The sequence below is a fragment of the Lentzea sp. JNUCC 0626 genome, from assembly GCF_043632865.1.
Classification (GTDB): domain Bacteria; phylum Actinomycetota; class Actinomycetes; order Mycobacteriales; family Pseudonocardiaceae; genus Lentzea.
The window spans coordinates 6546681-6562956 of record NZ_CP171635.1 but is presented as its reverse complement, the minus strand read 5'-3'; the positions used below and the strand labels follow the sequence as shown (position 1 = coordinate 6562956).

Here is a 16276-nt window from a genome sequence, read left to right as displayed (position 1 = left end):
CGCCCCGCTTTTGCGCGTTCTAGGCGTTGGCCAGGAGGTTCGCGATCTCCGGTTCGGCCTTGGCGCGGTCCTGCGGCACCAGGCCGGTGCGGGTGCGGCGGTCGAGGACGTCGTCGGTGGTGAGCGCGCCCTCGTGGCGGATCGCGTGCAGGACGTCGGCCTCGGTGATGCCCGGTGCGATCGGCGTGGTCGGGTGCGGGCTGTCGTCCACCAGGCGGATGTCCTTGGTGCGGCAGGGGATCTGCGTGATCTGCGTGGCGTTGACCGCGTCCTCCGCCATCTTGCGGTACGTGGTGAGCTTGCCGCCGACGATCGTGATCACGCCGTTCGGTGCTTTGAGCGTGGCGTGGTGGCGGGAGAGGTCTGCTGTCGTGCCTTCGGCTTCCAGCAGCGGGCGCAGGCCGGCGTAGCTGCCGATCACGTCCTTCTGGGTGAGTTCTCGTTGCAGGAAGCGGGAAGCCGTGTCGAGGAGGAAGTCCACATCGGACTGCGGTACCTGCGGCACGTCCGGGATTTCGTCCACCGGTTCGTCGGTCAGGCCCAGGTAGGCGCGGCCGTTGCGTTGGGGGAGCAGGAAGGCGTAGCGGTTGCGTTCGCCGGGGACCGGGATGGTGAGCGCGGTGCCGGTGATTCCTGTTTTGTGCGCGTCGAGCACCAGGTGTGAGCCTCGGGACGGGCGCAGGGTGACCGGGGCCAGCGTGCCCGCCCAGACACCCGTCGCGTTGATCACCGCCCTGGCCTTGATGGTGATCGTTGTGCCGGTGAGCGTGTCTTCTGCCTCGGCGCCGTCGCCGTGCAGAGTAAGGACTTTGGCTCTCGTGATGATCTTCGCACCGTGGCCTGCGGCCGTTCTGGCCAGTGCCACGACGAGTTTGGCGTCGTCGATCAGTTGGCCGTCGTAGCTGAGCAGGCCGCCGGTGAGCTTCTGCGGGTCGAGGCCGGGGACGAGCGCGTGGGCCTCGTGCCGGGAGATCCTGCGCGGCGGGGGCAGGACGTCGGCGGGGGTGCGGGCGGCGACGCGCAGGGCGTTGCCGGCGCGGAAGCCCGACATGACGAAGTGCCCCGCGGTGCCGTGCAGGGGGAACAGCATCGGCAACGTGCGGGTCAGGTGCGGCGCGGTCCTGGTCATCAGGACGCCGCGCTCGACCGCGCTCTCGTGCGCGAGCCGCACGTCGCCCTTGGCGAGATACCGCAGGCCGCCGTGCACGAGCTTGCTGGACCACCGCGAGGTCCCGAACGCCAGGTCGTGCGCCTCCAGCAGCACGGTCTTGAGGCCTCTGGACGCCGCGTCCAACGCGACCCCCGCGCCCGTGACGCCGCCGCCGATGACGAGGACGTCGGCGACTTCCCGTTGTGCTGCCTCGAGGTCCTGCGCGCGCCTGGTGGCGTTCAGGGACGTGTTCACGGCTTCAGAGCTCCGTCCAGTTGCTTCGCGAGTTCGTCCAGCAGGGCGCCGAAGTCGAGCCCGGAGGTGGCGGGCCTGGTGCTGAGCACCATCGACTGCGTGCTGAGCAGCACGACCCTGGCCTGCGTCTTGGCGTCCCCGAACCGGATGGAGCCGTCGAGGTGGCCCGCCTCGATCTGGGCGACGAGGAACTGCTCGACCAGCCGTTGCGTGCTGCCCAGCCGGTCGGTCAGGTACGGCAGCATCAGGTCGGCGTCGAGTTGGAGGACCCGTTGCATCAGCGGGTTGGCCTCCAGCAACCGGATGGCGTCCACCGCGCGGTGCACCAGTTGCCTGCGGGCGTTGCCCGGGGTGCCGGTCTGTTCGACCTGCTCCAGGATCGCGGCGAACTCCCTGGTCATCAGGGCCCTGACCAGGTGGTCCACGTCCGGGTAGCGGCGGTAGAGGGTCATCCGGCTCACGCTGGCGCGCTTGGCCACGTCGGTGAGGGTCGTCCGGCGCACCCCCACCTCCAGAACACACTCACGGGTGGCGTCGAGCAGGGCGTCGTGGGTGTGACGTTGAGACGTCATATGTAACACTGTAGCAGTGACTCGCGCCCGATGGACCTCCGAAACCGTGCCGCTGCCCGCTCACGCACTGGCCTGGCTGAGCCAGCGCGTTGGCCTGGGGGAGCCGTTTGCGGAGGTGCCTCCGGCCGTGCCCGACTCGGCCCTGTCAGCCGACGCCTTCACGGCGTTGGAGGCGGTGTGCACGGTGTCTGTCGACGCCGAGGATCGCCTGGGACGCGCCGGCGGGCTGTCGTACCTCGACCTGATCGGGCGTCGCGGCCACGGCGTGCCCGCGGTGCCGGACGCCGTCGTGTCGCCTGGGTCGCACGACGAGGTCGCGGAGGTGCTGCGGGTCTGCGTCGAGTACGACGTGGCCGTGGTGCCGTTCGGCGGCGGAACGTCGGTGGTCGGCGGGGTTGAGGCGTTGCGCGGGGACAAGGCCGCTGTGGTGGCGCTGGACCTGGCCGGGTTGTCGCGGCTCGTGTCCGTGGACCCGGTTTCGCGGGTGGCGGTCCTGGAAGCCGGGGTCACCGGGCCCGAGGCCGAGAAGTTGTTGGGGGAGCACGGGTTCACGCTTGGACACGTGCCGCAGTCGTTCGAGCGGGCGACCATTGGCGGGTTCGCCGCCACCCGGTCCGCCGGCCAGGCCTCATCCGGGTACGGGCGGTTCGAGGACATGGTCGAGTCGGTTCGGGTGGCCACGCCCGTCGGGGACTGGGTCGCCGGTGCTGCTCCTGCTTCGGCTGCCGGGCCGGACCTGAAGCAGCTGGTGTTGGGGTCCGAGGGGCTGTTCGGGGTGATCACCGAGGTGTCCGTGCGGGTTCGGCCTGTGCCTGTTTCGCCTCGGTACGAAGGCTTTGTGGTGGACGGGTGGGAGGCCGGGGTCGCGCTGGTGCGCGATCTGGCTCAGGCCGGAGCGTTGGCCGACATCACCCGTCTGTCCGATGTGGACGAGACCGAGGTCGCTCTGGAACTGGCCGGGGGCAAGGCCGACATCGTGAAGAAGTACCTGCGGGTTCGCCGGGTCTCCCAGCCCTGTCTGGTGATCCTGGGGTGGGAGACCCGGGATCGGCTCACCACGCTGAAGGTGTTGCGGCGGCACAAGGTCGTGCGGCTTGGGCGGGCTATGGGGGAGTCTTGGCTGCATGGGCGGTTCAACGGGCCTCGGCAGCGGGACGCCCTGCTGGACGCCGGGGTGTGCGTGGAGACGTTGGAGACCGCGACCCACTGGTCTTCGGTATCCGAGCTGCGTGACGCGGTGCGCGAGGCGGTGGTCGGAGAGCTCGGGAATCCCGTGGTGATGTGCCACGTGTCGCACGCCTATGAGACCGGGGCTTCGCTCTACTTCACCGTTCTGGTGCCTCGGGATGCTGCGGATCCTGTTGGGCAGTGGGCGAAAGCCAAGATCGCTGCCTCCGATGCACTCACCCGGTTCGGCACGATCACCCATCACCATGCTGTTGGGCGGGATCATTTGCCTTGGTTGGAGAAGGAGATCGGGTCGGTCGGGGTTTCTGTGTTGCGGGCTGTCAAGGCTCAACTTGATCCGACCGGGATTTTGAACCCTGGGAAGCTTGTCTGAGGCCGCCTGGTTCGGTGGGGTCCCGTCACGTGACGGGACCCCACCGCCGGGAGCGTTCGCTCAGAACTTCACCAGCATCTTGCCGGTGTTCTCGCCCCTCAGCATTCCCAGGAACGCCGCCGGTGCCTGGCGGGCGCCGCCCTCGATCACCGTCTCGGAGTACTTGAGTTCGCCCGAGGCGATCCAGGCTGCTACTTCCTTGATGAACTGCGGCTGCAACGCCTTGTGGTCTCCCACCAGCATGCCGCGCAGCGTGAGGCGCTTCGCCAGGATCTGGATCATGTTGCCCGGGCCCGTCGGCTTCACGGAGTCGTTGTACTGCGAGATGGCGCCGCACATGGTGATCCGGCCGTTCAGCTTCATGACCTCGATGGCTGCTTCGAGGTGTTCGCCGCCCACGTTGTCGAAGTAGACGTCGATGCCGTCGGGGGCCGCTTCGGCCAGCTGCTTGAGGACCGGGCCGTCCTTGTAGTTGAAGGCGGCATCGAAGCCCAGTTCCTCGGTCAGGTACTTGACCTTGTCGGCTGAGCCCGCGGAGCCGATCACGCGGGCTGCGCCCTTGAGGCGGGCGATCTGGCCCACGATCTGGCCCACGGCGCCTGCTGCGCCGGAGACGAAGACGGTGTCGCCCGGCTTGAACTCCGCCGTGGCGAGGAGGCCCGCGTAGGCGGTCAGGCCCGGCATGCCCAGGACGCCGAGGTACGTGGAGAGCGGGGCGAGGTTGCCGTCGACCTTCACGGCGTGGGCGGCGTTCACGACGGCGTAGTCGCGCCAGCCGAGGCCGTGCAGGACGTGGTCGCCGACAGCGAAGTCAGGGGAGTTGGAGGTGACCACCTCGCCCACCGCGCCGCCGTCGAGGGGGGCGCCCACCTGGAACGGCGGGACGTAGGACTTGACGTCGTTCATGCGGCCTCGCATGTACGGGTCGACGCTCATGACCACGTTGCGCACGAGGATCTGGCCGTCGCCCGGGGTGGGGACTTCGACCTCGGCGATCTCGAAGTTCTCGTCGGTCGGCCAGCCGGACGGGCGGGAGGCCAGGCGGACTTCGAGTGCGGTGCTGGTCATGATCGGACCATCTCCCTCGTGGGTTGCGGATCAGTTATCCGTTTCAACCGGCTGGTGGGTCTGACTGTTCCGCACTGTGACTCAGACCGCAGGAAGAAGAGTGGTGACGTCTCGGTACTCGAAGCCCAGTTTGCGGTAAACGGCGATGGCAGCGGCGTTGTGGTTCTCGACGAAGAGCGCGCAGCAGCCGTACAAGGTGAGCAGGGACGACGTCACGAACTGGCAGATGCGCTGGCCCAGGCCCTGGTTGGCGTGGGAGGGGTGGACGGCTACGCCCATCATGAAGCCGACGTCTGCGGACGACCAGGCTTCTGCTGCGGTGGCCACCAGTTCGTCGTCGACGTGGACGCCTGCCCAGCGGGTCACGCCCTTTTCGCCTGGCCACGCCCACGAGTCCGGGTTCGCGGTGCGCAGGAGGGGTTCGACCGCGTCCAGGGAGGTGAGCCAGGAGGCGTCGGAGGGCAGGTCCAGGGTGCCGGTGCGGTCCATCCAGCCGAACGGCTTGTCCTCGATCCACGGGGTTGGCATCAGCGGCTCCACGACGGAGGCCAGCTGGCGTTCCATCAGCGGGCGCAGGTCGACGCCACGGCCGTGTGCGGCTAACAGAGAGGCGACGCCCTCTGCCGGGCCCGACAAGACCAGGCGGCGGCGTCGCGTCAGGCATGGGGCGTGTACGGCCACCGCGCCGTTGTGTTCCCAGGCGGCACCGCCGGCCGACAGTGCCTGGGCTGCCCAGCGGACCAACGGGTCCGTGCTGGCGTCCTGCACGTCGGCGGGGGTGCGTAAGCGGCGCACTCAGTCCTTCTGCTTGCGGCGCAGCAGGGTTCGCTTCTGCAGCGACTCCTCGAGTTCCTGGTAGGCGAGGTCCATCGCGCGGTTGTACTCGCCCTGCGGGCGGGGTGGGACCGACTCGTCCGGCTGCGGGGGCGTGACCATTTGGAGCCAGCGTTCGTTCCAGAGCTGCTCGACGGCCGCCTCCCAGTGCAGCGCGGCGCCCATCCGCACGACCCGCTCGCGATCGCGCACCTCGGCGATCTCGTGCTGGGTCGCCGCGATCCGCTCGGCGAGTTCGGTGCACCTCACCTCGTCCAGCTTGCGCTGGCGGGCCGCCGCGTCGGTGGCGATGGCGATGATCTCCTTGTAGCGCTCAACGGCGGAGATCGTCGGCACCTCGATCACCTCCTCGCTCTGACGTTGCGATGGGACCGACTCGAACATCGAGGTCATCATCGGGTTCATCACGCTTCTCCTGTGTCGAACGGGATGATCACTTGCGGTCGCGAGTGCTCGAACCTGTCGAAGAACAGGCCGCGGCGTGGCCTCGGCGACCACGACATCACCTGCTCCGGTCCGAGCGACAGCAGTTCCTTGCCCTGGACGTCGAACGCCACCCAGGCGCCGATGTCGTCGTACACGCCGGGCGGGAGGCTCGCCTTCAGCCTCGTCACGCCGCGCCACCAGCCCAGCACGTGCGTGCGGTTCTCCGGGCCGTGCTTCAGCACCGTGCGCAGACTGTCCACACCGGACGTTCGCGTCGTCGGATCCTTCTGCTCCAGCAACGTCTGCGCGGCGTCGACGCCGTACAGCACCAGGTAGTGCGGCTTCAACGGCGCGTCGGCCTGACCCGTGTTGATCGCCTGCAGCCGGGCCGCGGTCTCGGTGAGCACGTCCTTGATGCGGTCGATCTGAATCACTTCCGCATCATGCCCGTCGTTGTTCAGGCGTTTCATCAGATGCAACGCCGAGGGCATCGCTTCCTCGACCAGGCAGGCCAGCGTGAACACCGCCTCGTGCGGGTGGTGCTGCCTGCCCAGTGACGCGGCCGCTCCGCCGAGCACCGCGGCCGCGTCCTGGACCACGGAGCCGATCACCGCGATGTTGCGGCCCGGCGTGCGGGCGAACCGCACCCGTGCCGCGCTGCCCGCGACGTCGATCACCTGTCCGAGAAGCACGGTAGGCGATGCGTCGCCGGGCCGCAGATCGAGGAAGTCCGGCGTCGCGTCGAGCAGCGGGATCTTGCTGCCGTCGAACAGGCCCGGCGCCTGGCCGGGTTCGCGCCGCCACAGCTCGTTCTGCAGGAAGTCCATGGTGCCCTTGGACGTCGAGTCCGGGACGCGGCAGATCTCGTTGCCGGGCTTGACGCCCGACTCGTGGTTGATCACCGCGTGCCAGCGGGGGAGTTCGACGGCGGCGTCGTTCTGCGGCTCCGCCAGCACCCGGCGGGCCTTGGGCAGCGCGATGCGGACCGTGAACTGCTCGAAGATCGCCGACTTGCCCCAGAAGCCCTCGATGCCCGAGACGTCCTGCGACGACAACACGAGGTGGATGCCCTGCGAACGGCCGCGGCGCGCCACGTCCTCCAGCAGCTGCGTGGCGGCGGCGGTGACCTGGTCGCGTTCGCCGAACAGGTACTGGAACTCGTCGATCACCGCGATGATCCGCGGCCAGCGGCCGGACGGGTCCTCGGAGCGCAGGTCCTGCAGCTTGGTGACCTCGTGCTGCTTGGCCGCGTCCGCCCGGCGGCGCATCTCGTCGGACAGGAACCTCAGCAGCGCCACGCCGAACTCGCGGTCGGTGTTGACGTTCACGCCGACCAGGCGTGCGTGCGGCAGCCACGACGGGTCCTTGCGGCCCGGCGCGAACTGCGCGAACGACACGCCTTCCTTGAAGTCCAACAGGTACAGCTCGAGTTCATCGGGCGAATAGCGCGCACACAACGAACCGAGCATCGCGTAGAGGAAGTTCGTCTTACCAGAACCGGAAGGCCCGCCGATCAACGCGTGCGGCGACGTGTCGCCGAGCTGCACGCAGACCTGCTCGCCGTCGTCGAAACCAACGGGTGCAACGACTCCGGCCGCCGAGTTCTCCGTCCACGGCCGGTCCGGCAGCAGATCGCCGAACGAGCCCATGCGCGACCGGCGTTCCTCGCGCTTCTCCGCGATGGCCGCACAGGCCCGCGGCACCAACGTCCGCGGCAGCGCGGGATCCAGCGTCACCGTCACGGCCTTGCCGGTCATCGTGCAGGTCGCGGAACCGTCGCCGCGCAACGACACCGTCTCGACCGGCGAGTTGATCGTGATCGGGATGTCGACGATGAACAGCTGCACGCCGCACGCCAAACCGTTGCGCGCCACGCGTTGCAGCTGCTGTTGCTGGTCTTCCTTCAACGCCCTGCGGTTGCCGAACAGCACGGCGATCCGCCACGGCTCGGTCCGCCGGCCCTCACCGCTGACCGCACGAACGGTCAGGTGGCCGTCGACGAGAACCTTGGTGTGCACCTGGCGGATGTGCTCGGACAGCTCGTCCAGCAGCTCGTGCAGCCGCGCCGGGTCGTGCACCGTCAGCAGGTTCGCGCGGGTCAGCGGGTAGAGGCCCGGCAACGACCCGGTCAGCTGGCCGACGTCCCACACGTGCACGTGCACGAGACCGGGCTGGAAGTGCGAGAGCACGCGCAGCAGCAGCGACTCCACCAGGGTGTCCGCCTGCTGGCGACTGTCCGAAGTGGACGAGATGTGCAGGTGCGCCTGGTCCAGCAGCGGCACGGCCACGGGGAACGGGACGGGTTCGGGTGCCGACGTCACCACGCCGGTGCCGATCCGCCACAGCTCCGGCACGCCCTCGCTGCCGTCGTGCGTGCCGGGGTGGCCGAGCCACGACTCGTGCGGCTGCGACGCGGGCCCGGCCGCGACCGAGTTCACCAACTCGGTCAACAGGGCGGGGCCGGAGGAGCTCCACTCGTGGAACGACTGCTGCCAGTCGTAGCGGATCTGGTCGAGCCGCTCCTGGAACTGCGCCATCGACAACGGCGCCTGGCGCGGGTTCTTCACGCGCTTCTCGTCCACCGTCAGGAACGCGGTGACGTCGCGCAGGGCGACGTCCTGCAACGCCTTGTCGACGCCCATTCCACGTACGGTGAACTCGAACATGTCCTTGGCGTGTTCGGTGGCGAGCGCCCGGTGTTCGCGCGCCACGGAGCCCAGCGCGGCCGAAACGGCGCGCTGGAACTCCGCGAAGGCGTTCTCGATCTTCGCCCGCCGGTCGTCCCGCCTGCTCATCACAGCTCCACGGTGAGTCGTTGGATGCGCTCCAGGGTTCCCGCCATCAGCTCCAGCTGATCAGGAAATCTTTCCTTCGCGCGCACGAACTCGGGTGGAAGCAGTGATTCGTGGTGGTTCTCACTCGACTCGGCGAGGATGGTGACCGCCTCGTCGAGGTCCTCCTGCGCGGTGCGCACGTTGCGGTACGACTCCCGCAGGATCTCGCCCGCCTGCTCGAGCGCGGCACGAACCTCGCCGATGGACGCCATCAAAGCCTGCTGTTGATGCCCTCGGCCCCGGAGATGCCGGCGCCGAGGTAGTTCTGCAGTTCGCTCACGCCGGACACGACCTGGGCGAACTGGGCGTTCGTCGTCTCGACGTCCGCCTGCACGGAGCCCTGCGTGACACTTGTCAGCAGTTGCTGCGCGTCCTCGGCGAGCTCAGCCGCCTGTTGGAGGGCCGACTGGCTTTGAGCCGCCTTGTCGATCGCCTGGGCAATTGCGGCACGGACCTCTTCGATGCTGGCCATGTCGGCTCCCGAACCCTCCGGAACAAGATGGTCTGACGACCACCCTTAGTAGAGATTGTGCCCAGATTTTCACAGTTGAGAGCGAAGATCGGCTAACCGGGTGGATGCCTGAATCCACTCGAACGGGCCTTGATTTAATGATCAGTTGAGCGCGCTGCTGGCCCCTTGCTCACGCGTGTCATGACTCTCACAATGCCTGCTACAGCCTGTCGTGGAGAACTGCCGACCGGCCGGGTGAATCAAGACCGCCTGCTGGGCGAGTTGTCACGCGGAGTGCCTGCACCGAACGGGTCATCTCCGGCCCACACCTCGACCATGACGCGTTCCGCGCCCGGCACGAGCTTGCTGATCAAGGCCGGTTCGTCCAGCACGGTCCAGGCCGTCGGGGGCTCGCACGCCACCCGCGGCGTCGGGAAGTCGTCACCCAGTCCGCGCACGAAGGTGCGAACGGCCCGCGCGAGGGCCGCGGCGACGTTGTGGGTGGCCTTCTCGGTGCTCGGCCGCGTGATGACGACGGCCCAGCAGTTCGGTTCCTCGTCGGAGCAGTCGCGGGCGTCCACGATCTGGGCACCCGCACGGGTGAGAAGCGCGTCGCACGCGGCGCGCGCCTGGTGCTCGTCCGCCGCCTCGACCACCACGGTGATCAGCAGCACGAGGTCGTCTTGGTCCATGGCACCCGAAATGGTGTCAGATGACCTTTCGGGCGAACTCCAGCACCTGGGTGACTGCCTCGCCGTCGCTCAGCAGACCGTCGACGACGTGCTCCTCGAACGCCGGTCCGCGGACGCGATCGGTGCCCGCGCGGGTGTCGGAGATCGGCACGATCTCGTCGTCCGACCCGTGCAGCCACAACGTCGGCAGGTCGCCCAGCGAGGGACCGAAGCTGACCTCGTCCATGAGGTCCGCGAGATCGGCGGACGCGCCGTCCCACATGCCGAGCACGGGGGAGATCAACACGAGCGCGGCGAGCCCGGAGTGCGTCTGCGCGAACCGAACCGCGGCGGGGGCGCCGGTGAAGTGTCCAATGAGGACAACGGGCCGGTCGGCGGCTTTCACCACCGCCTCGATGTTCTCGGTGACGGTCGTGGGCACACCGGCCGAGCGCAACGACAGGGCGATGCGCTCGCCGTGCGGCAGCACGGCGAGCCATCCAGGTGCGTCCATCTACGAAGCGTAGAAGGCGCTGATCTCGATCCGGCCACCGGAACACACGGGGCCAAGCGTCCACGGCACGGTGAGCGGTGCCGTCTCGTCAGGTGGAATCGCCGCGGCCTTCGAGGCCTCCGGCTGGCACGGCCCCTCGACGGGTTCGTCGCCCGACGGCACGACGCCCCAATGGAGGTTCGCCGACGCCTTGCCGCCCGGTGCGAGCGTCATCTGGACGGGCCCGGGGTCGGCCTTGCGCTCCAGCTTCGTCGGCACCGCGCCGGAGGCGTTCTCCAGCTGGAAACCGCTGTAGCCGCTGAGCGTGCACGGCATCGTGCTGGAGTTCGTGACGACGAACTTGCCGTACCGGTTGCCGGCACCGGCGTCCGTGGGCGCGACTTCGCCCTTCAGGACCGTGGAGTCGCATCGCTTCACGGCGGGAACCGCCGAGTTGCCCGCGGGTGCGGTGGTCGTGGACGACGCGGTCGACGACGGTGGCGTCGAGGTCGGCAACGTCTGTGCCGAGCCGCTGCCCGAGGTTCTCTCGCCGCAGGCCGTCACGGAAGCGAGCACCAGCAGTCCGAGTCCGCAGCCGATCAACCGTCGATTCATGGGTGCACCTCCTACCACCGAAGGATGTGCCCAAATATCAACTAGTCCACACAACGTGCCGGAAATTCACCGGATCTGGTGGACGTCCCATCCGTCCGGAAGTTCCGACATGCCCTGCACCTCGGCGGTCCAGATGTACGTCCAGGCGATGCGCCCGTCCGGCAGCACGACGCGCACGCGGCGGTAGTCGTCGCCCTCGTACTCGTCGAGCATCGGCAGCGAGTCCTCAGGCGACTTCAGCCGCAGCACGTGCCCCGGCACCCCGAGCCCCGAACCGGGCCGCAGCGCCGGGTAGCCCAGGCCGGTGTCGAACAACGTGCCGGGCAGATGGGTCTCCTCGGTCTCGACGACGTGCGGCTCCATCAGGTGCCAAGCGCTTGCGCCGGGCTTCAGCGTCCCGTACACGAAGAGCAGCTCGGGCCAGTCGTCCGCCGACGGGTCCCCGTGGATCTCGGTCACGTCCAGTCCGTCGTTCATGACAGGCCTCTCGCCCAGCACGCGCGCACCACGTTGCGACACGTCCGCGCACCGGACCATACGGCCGTTGAAGAGCACCGGCATCCGCTTCTTGGAACCCGCCGTGTACGCCAGAACGCTGTCGATGACGCCACCGTTGTAGAGCACCACACGGCCGGTGTGAACACGCACGAGCCGATACCGCAGCCCGCGCCCCTCGCACCGGTCGAGCACCCGCAGCTGCTCGGGCGTCGCGAACCAGATGGAGTGCTCCTCCACCACGCCGGGCGCACCGGCCAACGTCGCCGGACGCTGCCCGTCGCGCATCCGCAGTCCCGCGGCCCAGACAGCAGAAAGGCCCTCGCACCGTGCGCGAAGCACGACAGCGGGGCCCTCAAGTCCGAGCTCTTCACGAAGCCAAGTCAGCTTGCTCGGGTTCGCATTACTTCCATACCCCAGCACCGGCATTCGGCCGGCCAACGGCGGCTCACCATGGTCAGCCAGCCATTGGTCTAGATCGATGTTCTCCGGCTCAACACGCCACCCCGACTCCATCGTGAGGTCCGGGCGCACTGGCCAGCCGGTTTCGTCGACGTGGACGAAACAGTGGTCTGGACGAGTACCCGGATAGGGCTCAGCCGGATGGCTTTCGTCGGTGAACGGTTGGGCCATTGGTCCATAATGCCAGTCCCAGGGCCCAGATCGCGCCCCCTAATCGTGACCCATCCGATCTCTATCCCGCGAAACCAGGGTTCAAGTGAGAACTTTCACTGCGCAATCGGGTGACTGACCCGATCTCTGACCCGTGAGTCTCCGGTCAGCCTCAGGACTCGTCATAGGTCAGCTGCGCGTCAGCGACCTCGACCTGGTGCGCGGCGATCCACTCGGCCAGCGCCACGAGGTGCGAAGCGGCCCCCTTGCCCAGCGGCGTGAGTGTGTACTCGACGTGCGGCGGAATGACCGGCAGCACCTCCCGGTGCACGAACCCGTCCCGCTCCAACGTCCGCAACGTCTGCGTCAACATCTTCTCGCTGGCCAACGCCAGTTCCCGCTTGAGCGCGCTGAACCGCCAAGCCTCGCCGTCCGACAGCGCCTGGAGCACCAGCACACCCCATCGGCTTGTGACGTGCTCCATGATGGCCCGCTCAGGACACATGATGACCTGCATGCTCACCTCCGCGTAAGTACCCAACTCCAAAGTGGGTACTTTCCAAAAGTTAGCACTTTCCGCAACCTGGGGACATGACGATCCTCATCACCGGAGCCACCGGCCAACTCGGCAACGCAGCAGTCCGCCACACCCTCAACCGCACCACCGAGCCGGTGATCGTCTCGGTCCGCACCCCGTCCAACTTCACCCTCGACAACGTCGAGGTCCGCCAGGGCGACTTCAACGTCCCCGAGACCCTGAACTTCCGCGGCGCCGACAAGCTCCTGCTCGTCTCGGCAGACGACCACGACACCGCCACCCGCATCCAGCAGCACAAGAACGCCATCGCCAAGGCCGTCGAACACAACGTGGGCCACATCTTCTACACAAGCCTCACCGACGCCACCACGTCCCCGTCCCTGGCCGCCGAGGTCCACAAGGCCACCGAAGAGGCCATCAAGGCCACCGGCATTCCTTACACGTTCCTGCGCAACGGCATGTACCACGAGAACTACCTCGGCGCCCTGGCCCAGGACACCGTCGCCATCTCCACCAAGGACGGCCGAGTGGCCAGCGCCGCGAGGGAAGACTTCGCCGAGGCCGCCGCCGTAGCCCTCACCACCCCGGGCCACGAGAACCAGACCTACGAGCTCACCGGCTCGACGAGCTGGTCGTTCCCCGAACTGGCAGGCGACAAGTTCCAGGACGTGACCGACGACGACTTGATTTCCGCAGGCGTCCCGGCCTTCCTCGTGGACTTCTTCAAGAACATCCGCATCGGCACCTTCGCCGAGGTGCGCCCGGACCTCGAAAAGCTCCTGGGCCGCCCGACCACCCCGATCAAGGTCGGCTGACGCACGCGCGCGCACCCAACCGCACTCGCCAACGCACGCCAACCACCGTCTTGGCCTGGCGCGCGCACGCAACCGGCGGTCACCAACGCACGCCAACCACCTACGAGTCCTGGCGTGGCGAAGCGAAGCGAGCCCGAACGGGCTGCTACCAGGTTGGGAACCGGTAGCACCCCGTTCATGGCGATTGGGGCTTGACTTTGGGTGCGAGGTGCTACCACTTGTGGCTCGGCCGGGCGCTTTTCAGCCCGGCCTTTCCGGTCCGACCAGCGCCTCGCAAGGGCCCCGAAGTCAAGCCCCAATCGCAACCCGCTCTACGTCACGACCCGCGCAAGCACCCTCGCAACCGCAGCCCAACCAACAGAACGCAACCCACCCCGCTGGAACGCAACAGATCGCACGCAACCGGACCCCAACAGCTCAGTTGAACTCCGGATGCGCCTCCGGATGCGCGTCCCACCACTTCCGGTACTCCGGATTCCGGTCCAACACCGACCGATAAGCCTCAGCCGCACAAGCAAAAACCTCATGCGCCCGCCCAGCCACCGGCGAATCCCGCCGCATAGCCACAAAGATGTCCGTCATCAACGGCATCCCCCGCAACCGCCGGATCACAATCCCCTCCCCACTCCGGGAAGGCGCGGCAGCAAACGAAACACACCCCCCAGCCACCAGCCCCCGAGCCATCCCGGCCTCCCCGGTGTGATGCGTCAACCGAGGCACGAACCCGGCATCAGCACAGACCTGGAACATCTGCGTTCGCGAACCGATGTGCTGAGGCGGCGGCGTAACCCAGTCCCGATCAGCCAACGAAGCCAGATCCACCTCGTCGAACACAGCCAACGGATCCGTCTCCGGCAACGCCACGAACGCCGGCTCGGTCACCAGCTTCCGCAGCTCGATCCCGGCCAGATCCCGAGCGTGCATCCCGTCGAAGAACTCGAACAACGCGACGTGGACCTGCCCACCCTCCAGCATGTCCACGATCTCGGCGGAGGAAGGCCGAACCTCGGCCCGCACGTCGGAGTTCAACGCCTGCAACCCCGACACGAGCGAAGCGAAGTACAGGATCGGCACCGACCCGACCACCAACGGCCCGCGCCGGTCAGAAGACCGCGTGTTGGCCATCAGCTGGGCCATCTCGTCCAGCACGAGCCGCGCGGTCCCCAGCACGCGCCGCCCCAGATCGGTGGGCACGCACCCGCTGCGGGTCCGGTCGAACAGCTGGCCTCCGACCAGCCGCTCCACCGTCCGCAGTTGCGCGGACAGCGCCGGTTGGGTGAGGCCGAGGCGCGTGGCGGCCTTGGTGACGCTGCCTTCCTCGGCGATGGTCCGTACCGCGCGGAGGTGGCGGAGCTCCAGCTCGGGCATAAAGACCTTCTATCCCCCTTCTGAATGCGCCACCACCCTTCGATCGGGGCATAGTGGCTTCGATCGATCTTCCGGCCCGGCGCTTGCGGCAGCGCTCAACGGGTCCGGTGCGGGAGGGTGCGCACCCCTCGGTTCGACGCTGCTGTCACGTACCCTGCGCTGCGGGGCAGCGGCGTCGAGCCCAAGGAAAACCGATAGAGACCCGAAGAACCCTGAAGAAGCCGAAGAGCCAGGGGGAAACCTAGGGGATCACGACGGCCGCGCCCGTCACCGACACCCGGCGATCCTTCCGTGTCGCGTCGACCTCGAGCCGCGACGGCCGCCCCATGTCCTCGCCCTGCGAGATCACGAACTTCTGCGGCCCTTCAAGATCCCGCAGGTATCCGCCGAACGCCGCAGCGGCAGCCCCGGTCGCGGCATCCTCGACCACCCCACCCACGGGGAACGGGTCGCGCGCGTGCACCACACCGTCAGGCGCACGCCAGAACAGATGCACAGTCGTCAGGTCGTGCGCCAACATCAGATCGCGCAACGCGTCGAAGTCGTAGGACAACGAACGCAACTGATCGCGGTCCTGCAACGGCACCACCAGATGCCGCGCCCCACCAAAGGCGACGTGTACCGGCAACGAGCCGATCTCCTTGTACCCCAACGCCTCCAACGCCCCAGCCACCAACGCGGGATCAGCCGGCTCAGAACGGGTCGGCACGCTGGTCAGCGTCGCAGTCCCATCAGAAGTAGCAACACTGATCTCCCCAGCCGCGGTGTGGAACGTGAACGGCCCATCCCCAAGACGTTCGGCCAACGCCACGGAGGTCGCGATCGTCGCGTGCCCGCAGAACGGCACCTCGGCCACCGGGCTGAAGTACCGGACGTCGAATTCCCGAGGCCCGCGCGGAAACACGAACGCCGTCTCCGAGTACCCGACGCGCGCCGCGATGCCGAGCATCTCGGCCTCGCTCAGCTCGGACGCGTCCAGCACCACCCCGGCGGGATTCCCGCCGGCCGGGTCGGAGGAGAACGCGCTGTACCGAAGCACACCCTTGTCGCTCATACCCCGCTCCAACGCGAAGCAGTGCTGAAGCCTTCCATCGATGATCTTGCTGGTGAAGTACCGCAACCCGGCCTTCTCCAGCACCCGCTGCGAGGCGAGGTTCCGCTCATCGGTCCCCGCGATCACCCGGTCGGCGATCGCCAGCGCCTTGTCCCGCAGCTCCACCGCGACCGAGGACGCGATCCCGCGCCCCCACCACGCGGGGTCGATCCAGTACCCGATCTCGATCTCCCCGAGATCCCCGTCGAGCATCTGCGCGAGCCCGACCACCTCGTCGTCCACGACGACGACGTGCAGCCCGAACCCGTGTTCCTCCCAGTGCTCCAACGCCTGCGCGTGCCGCAACGACACGTACTCGCCACTCCAGGGCATCCCGTTGCCGACGTAGACGGTCATCCGCGGATCGGAGGCCCATCGCAGCATGTAGCCGAAGTGCGAGTTCTCCCACCGCACGAGTTCCATGG

General features: G+C 68.0%; 17 protein-coding genes. 2 read left to right on the top strand and 15 right to left on the bottom strand.

Annotation, left to right across the window (positions count from 1 at the left end; translation table 11 throughout):
* Positions 1 to 19 precede the first annotated feature (19 nt).
* A complete protein-coding gene (locus JNUCC0626_RS29820; RefSeq protein WP_394614060.1) occupies positions 20 to 1405 on the bottom strand; it encodes a glycerol-3-phosphate dehydrogenase/oxidase in 1386 nt (461 codons plus the stop codon).
* Positions 1402 to 1977: a TetR/AcrR family transcriptional regulator gene (locus JNUCC0626_RS29815; protein ID WP_394614059.1), complete on the bottom strand. Its 576-nt coding sequence runs from the start codon at positions 1975 to 1977 to the stop codon at positions 1402 to 1404. Before JNUCC0626_RS29815 ends, JNUCC0626_RS29820 begins: the two co-directional genes overlap by 4 nt.
* A 16-nt stretch (positions 1978 to 1993) precedes the next feature.
* On the opposite strand from JNUCC0626_RS29815, the gene JNUCC0626_RS29810 reads away from it, so the two are divergent.
* Complete coding sequence (locus JNUCC0626_RS29810; protein ID WP_394614058.1) at positions 1994 to 3538, top strand: FAD-binding oxidoreductase; 1545 nt, start codon at positions 1994 to 1996, stop codon at positions 3536 to 3538.
* Positions 3539 to 3598: 60 nt separating this feature from the next.
* Here JNUCC0626_RS29810 and JNUCC0626_RS29805 read toward each other — a convergent pair whose 3' ends face one another.
* From JNUCC0626_RS29805 to JNUCC0626_RS29755, 11 genes are all read right to left on the bottom strand, one after another.
* Complete coding sequence (locus JNUCC0626_RS29805; RefSeq protein WP_394614057.1) at positions 3599 to 4606, bottom strand: NADP-dependent oxidoreductase; 1008 nt, start codon at positions 4604 to 4606, stop codon at positions 3599 to 3601.
* Positions 4607 to 4687: 81 nt separating this feature from the next.
* Positions 4688 to 5401 carry a GNAT family N-acetyltransferase gene (locus JNUCC0626_RS29800; RefSeq protein WP_394614056.1) on the bottom strand — a complete coding sequence of 238 codons (714 nt, stop codon included), beginning with the start codon at positions 5399 to 5401 and terminating at the stop codon, positions 4688 to 4690.
* On the bottom strand, positions 5402 to 5845 hold the full coding sequence (locus tag JNUCC0626_RS29795) for a hypothetical protein (protein WP_285642610.1): 444 nt from the start codon (positions 5843 to 5845) through the stop codon (positions 5402 to 5404).
* Positions 5845 to 8661, bottom strand: coding sequence for an FtsK/SpoIIIE domain-containing protein (locus JNUCC0626_RS29790; RefSeq protein WP_394614055.1), 2817 nt, complete (start codon positions 8659 to 8661; stop codon positions 5845 to 5847). The genes JNUCC0626_RS29795 and JNUCC0626_RS29790 overlap by 1 nt, the downstream gene beginning before the upstream one ends.
* Positions 8661 to 8912, bottom strand: a complete 252-nt coding sequence (locus tag JNUCC0626_RS29785; RefSeq protein ID WP_394614054.1) for a hypothetical protein — start codon at positions 8910 to 8912, stop codon at positions 8661 to 8663. Before JNUCC0626_RS29785 ends, JNUCC0626_RS29790 begins: the two co-directional genes overlap by 1 nt.
* Positions 8912 to 9172, bottom strand: coding sequence for a hypothetical protein (locus JNUCC0626_RS29780; RefSeq protein ID WP_030481403.1), 261 nt, complete (start codon positions 9170 to 9172; stop codon positions 8912 to 8914). Before JNUCC0626_RS29780 ends, JNUCC0626_RS29785 begins: the two co-directional genes overlap by 1 nt.
* A gap of 239 nt (positions 9173 to 9411) precedes the next feature.
* On the bottom strand, positions 9412 to 9843 hold the full coding sequence (locus tag JNUCC0626_RS29775) for a hypothetical protein (RefSeq protein WP_394614053.1): 432 nt from the start codon (positions 9841 to 9843) through the stop codon (positions 9412 to 9414).
* 16 nt (positions 9844 to 9859) lie between these two features.
* Positions 9860 to 10336, bottom strand: coding sequence for an alpha/beta hydrolase (locus tag JNUCC0626_RS29770; RefSeq protein ID WP_394614052.1), 477 nt, complete (start codon positions 10334 to 10336; stop codon positions 9860 to 9862).
* The gene (locus JNUCC0626_RS29765; protein WP_394614051.1) at positions 10337 to 10930 is read right to left on the bottom strand and encodes a DUF4232 domain-containing protein; all 594 of its coding nucleotides are present in this window, start codon (positions 10928 to 10930) and stop codon (positions 10337 to 10339) included.
* Between the two features lie 66 nt (positions 10931 to 10996).
* Positions 10997 to 11713, bottom strand: a complete 717-nt coding sequence (locus JNUCC0626_RS29760; protein ID WP_394614050.1) for a gamma-glutamylcyclotransferase family protein — start codon at positions 11711 to 11713, stop codon at positions 10997 to 10999.
* Positions 11714 to 12209: 496 nt separating this feature from the next.
* Positions 12210 to 12554: a winged helix-turn-helix transcriptional regulator gene (locus JNUCC0626_RS29755; protein ID WP_394614049.1), complete on the bottom strand. Its 345-nt coding sequence runs from the start codon at positions 12552 to 12554 to the stop codon at positions 12210 to 12212.
* A gap of 74 nt (positions 12555 to 12628) precedes the next feature.
* Between JNUCC0626_RS29755 and JNUCC0626_RS29750 the strand changes: the two genes are divergently transcribed.
* On the top strand, positions 12629 to 13390 hold the full coding sequence (locus JNUCC0626_RS29750) for an SDR family oxidoreductase (protein WP_394614048.1): 762 nt from the start codon (positions 12629 to 12631) through the stop codon (positions 13388 to 13390).
* Positions 13391 to 13807: 417 nt separating this feature from the next.
* Here the strand turns inward: JNUCC0626_RS29750 and JNUCC0626_RS29745 are convergent, their stop codons facing one another.
* Positions 13808 to 14758 carry a LysR substrate-binding domain-containing protein gene (locus tag JNUCC0626_RS29745; protein ID WP_394614047.1) on the bottom strand — a complete coding sequence of 317 codons (951 nt, stop codon included), beginning with the start codon at positions 14756 to 14758 and terminating at the stop codon, positions 13808 to 13810.
* Between the two features lie 241 nt (positions 14759 to 14999).
* Positions 15000 to 16274: a PhzF family phenazine biosynthesis isomerase gene (locus JNUCC0626_RS29740; protein ID WP_394614046.1), complete on the bottom strand. Its 1275-nt coding sequence runs from the start codon at positions 16272 to 16274 to the stop codon at positions 15000 to 15002.
* Between the last annotated feature and the right edge of the window lie 2 nt (positions 16275 to 16276).

Bases quoted from the DNA above. Each gene is read 5' to 3' on its own strand.
- JNUCC0626_RS29740 (WP_394614046.1), bottom strand. From the start codon at position 16,274: ATGGAACTCGTGCGGTGGGAGAACTCGCACTTCGGCTACATGCTGCGA.
- JNUCC0626_RS29770 (WP_394614052.1), bottom strand. From the start codon at position 10,336: ATGGACGCACCTGGATGGCTCGCCGTGCTGCCGCACGGCGAGCGCATC.
- JNUCC0626_RS29750 (WP_394614048.1), top strand. From the start codon at position 12,629: ATGACGATCCTCATCACCGGAGCCACCGGCCAACTCGGCAACGCAGCA.
- JNUCC0626_RS29805 (WP_394614057.1), bottom strand. From the start codon at position 4,606: ATGACCAGCACCGCACTCGAAGTCCGCCTGGCCTCCCGCCCGTCCGGC.
- JNUCC0626_RS29755 (WP_394614049.1), bottom strand. From the start codon at position 12,554: ATGCAGGTCATCATGTGTCCTGAGCGGGCCATCATGGAGCACGTCACA.
- JNUCC0626_RS29765 (WP_394614051.1), bottom strand. From the start codon at position 10,930: ATGAATCGACGGTTGATCGGCTGCGGACTCGGACTGCTGGTGCTCGCT.
- JNUCC0626_RS29815 (WP_394614059.1), bottom strand. From the start codon at position 1,977: ATGACGTCTCAACGTCACACCCACGACGCCCTGCTCGACGCCACCCGT.
- JNUCC0626_RS29760 (WP_394614050.1), bottom strand. From the start codon at position 11,713: ATGCGCGACGGGCAGCGTCCGGCGACGTTGGCCGGTGCGCCCGGCGTG.
- JNUCC0626_RS29775 (WP_394614053.1), bottom strand. From the start codon at position 9,843: ATGGACCAAGACGACCTCGTGCTGCTGATCACCGTGGTGGTCGAGGCG.
- JNUCC0626_RS29785 (WP_394614054.1), bottom strand. From the start codon at position 8,912: ATGGCGTCCATCGGCGAGGTTCGTGCCGCGCTCGAGCAGGCGGGCGAG.
- JNUCC0626_RS29795 (WP_285642610.1), bottom strand. From the start codon at position 5,845: ATGAACCCGATGATGACCTCGATGTTCGAGTCGGTCCCATCGCAACGT.
- JNUCC0626_RS29745 (WP_394614047.1), bottom strand. From the start codon at position 14,758: ATGCCCGAGCTGGAGCTCCGCCACCTCCGCGCGGTACGGACCATCGCC.
- JNUCC0626_RS29790 (WP_394614055.1), bottom strand. From the start codon at position 8,661: ATGAGCAGGCGGGACGACCGGCGGGCGAAGATCGAGAACGCCTTCGCG.
- JNUCC0626_RS29780 (WP_030481403.1), bottom strand. From the start codon at position 9,172: ATGGCCAGCATCGAAGAGGTCCGTGCCGCAATTGCCCAGGCGATCGAC.